Origin of the sequence: Streptomyces sp. MZ04 (assembly GCF_004684775.1) — a bacterium.
Taxonomy (GTDB): domain Bacteria; phylum Actinomycetota; class Actinomycetes; order Streptomycetales; family Streptomycetaceae; genus Streptomyces.
This window is the reverse complement of record NZ_SRIC01000580.1, coordinates 1-1,208: the sequence shown is the minus strand read 5'-3', so window position 1 is coordinate 1,208 and position 1,208 is coordinate 1. Positions and strand designations below refer to the sequence as shown.

Annotated in this window: 2 protein-coding genes; both read left to right on the top strand. The window is 74.2% G+C overall.

Annotation, left to right across the window (positions count from 1 at the left end):
- Positions 1 to 107: 107 nt before the first annotated feature.
- Entirely contained in the window at positions 108 to 530 is a 423-nt protein-coding gene (locus E2651_RS43290; protein ID WP_245239563.1) for a peptidoglycan-binding domain-containing protein, read from the top strand.
- A partial coding sequence (locus E2651_RS43285; RefSeq protein WP_167829085.1) for a helix-turn-helix domain-containing protein occupies positions 527 to 1,208 on the top strand: 682 nt, incomplete at its 3' end. The genes E2651_RS43290 and E2651_RS43285, both read left to right, overlap by 4 nt.

The following is a 1,208-nucleotide window of genomic DNA, read 5'->3' as shown; positions in this document are numbered from 1 at the left end:
GCGTCAGATGTGTATAAGCGACAGGGGATGTAGGCGCGGGCGTCCCGGCGGGGGAGGCCGTCCCGGCCGCGGTCGCCGCGCGCCGCCCGGTGCCATGGCTCGCCATCGTGCTGTCGAGCGTCTGTACGGCGCTGGTGATGCTGGCCGTCTTCGCGCTGCTCGCGCCCTGGGAGAAGGAGAGCGACGGCAAGGGGGAGGACAAGCCGTTCACGGGTGAAACCCATCCGAAATTCGGCGAGTTCGAGTACAAGCCGGGCAAGACCTACGAGTGCGAGGTGCGGCGCGACGACAACGGCCTGCTGTACGCGGGCTACAGCCGTACGCGCACGGAGATCATCGAGCGGTTGTCCACCCGGTGGTCCGTGGTGGAGGCGCAGTGCCTCCTGGAGCACCGCGAGGCATCGCCCGGAGTCGCCGACGGCGCGTTCGGCAACAACACCGAGCGCGCGGTGAAGCGGATCCAGGACAAGGCGAACATCGCGGTCGACGGCAAGATCGGCCCCGACACCTGGAAGGTGCTGCGCAAGTGACCAGGCAGGAACCGCCGTTGGAGTGTGTACGTCTCGCCGAGGCGCTCCGCGAACTGCGGGCCGCCGCGGGGTTGAGCCTGGCCGCGCTCGCGGCGAAGACGCCGTACAGCAAGTCGTCGTGGGAGCGCTACCTCAACGGCAAGACGCTGCCGCCCCGGCAGGCCGTCGAGGAGCTGTGCGCCCTCGCGGGGGAGCGGCGGGACCGGCCGCTCGCCCTGTGGGGTCTCGCGGAGTCCGCGTGGAGCGGCCGCGCGGGCGTGGGCGGGGCGGGGCCCGCCGGAGCGCGGCGCGAGGAGCCGCGTGACGTGGCCGACGCGCCCCCGCCGGAAGCCGCCGAAGAACCGGCTCACGCCGGGCGCGGGCGCTGGCGGTCCACCGGGTTCCTCGCCGGGGCGCTCGGCGGTCTCGCCGCCGTCGCGGCAGGGGTGCTCCTGGTCGTCTGGGGCTTCGGCGGCAGCGGCACGGACGCGGAGGGGGCTCCGACCACCGCCAACTCGGGGCCCGGGCCCGGCTGTTCGGGCGACTCCTGCACCGGCAAGGACGCGGAGGCGACCCGTTGCTCCGGCGCGGCGTACCCGCCGGAGACGCTGGCCGAGCACCGCTTCGGCGGCGGCACGGTCGTCAAGGTGCGGCGCTCCGCGGAGTGCGGGGCGGTGTGGGCCCGGATCGACCGGGGGC